This is a genomic window from Vibrio sp. Isolate30 (genome assembly GCF_022397975.1).
GTDB classification, from domain to species: domain Bacteria; phylum Pseudomonadota; class Gammaproteobacteria; order Enterobacterales; family Vibrionaceae; genus Vibrio; species Vibrio fortis.
In genome coordinates this window covers 1-392 of record NZ_JAKEUS010000038.1, presented here as the reverse complement: position 1 = coordinate 392, position 392 = coordinate 1, and the positions used below count along the sequence as shown (strand labels likewise).

General features: G+C 52.6%; 1 rRNA gene. It reads right to left on the bottom strand.

Features of this window, described 5'->3' with window-relative positions:
• Nucleotides 1-392 (bottom strand): 23S ribosomal RNA (locus L1D60_RS23505); the annotation flags it as partial.

Below are 392 nucleotides of genomic sequence, written 5' to 3'. Positions count from 1 at the left end.
CTGCTCGAATTGTCATTCTCGCAGTCAAGCGGGCTTATGCCATTGCACTAACCTCACGATGTCCAACCGTGATTAGCCCACCTTCGTGCTCCTCCGTTACTCTTTGGGAGGAGACCGCCCCAGTCAAACTACCCACCAGGCACTGTCCGCAACCCCGATTAGGGGTCAACGTTAGAACATCAACACTACAAGGGTGGTATTTCAAGGACGGCTCCACAAATACTGGCGTACTTGCTTCAAAGCCTCCCACCTATCCTACACATGTAGGGTCAATGTTCAGTGCCAAGCTGTAGTAAAGGTTCACGGGGTCTTTCCGTCTAGCCGCGGGTACACTGCATCTTCACAGCGATTTCAATTTCACTGAGTCTCGGGTGGAGACAGCGTGGCCATCA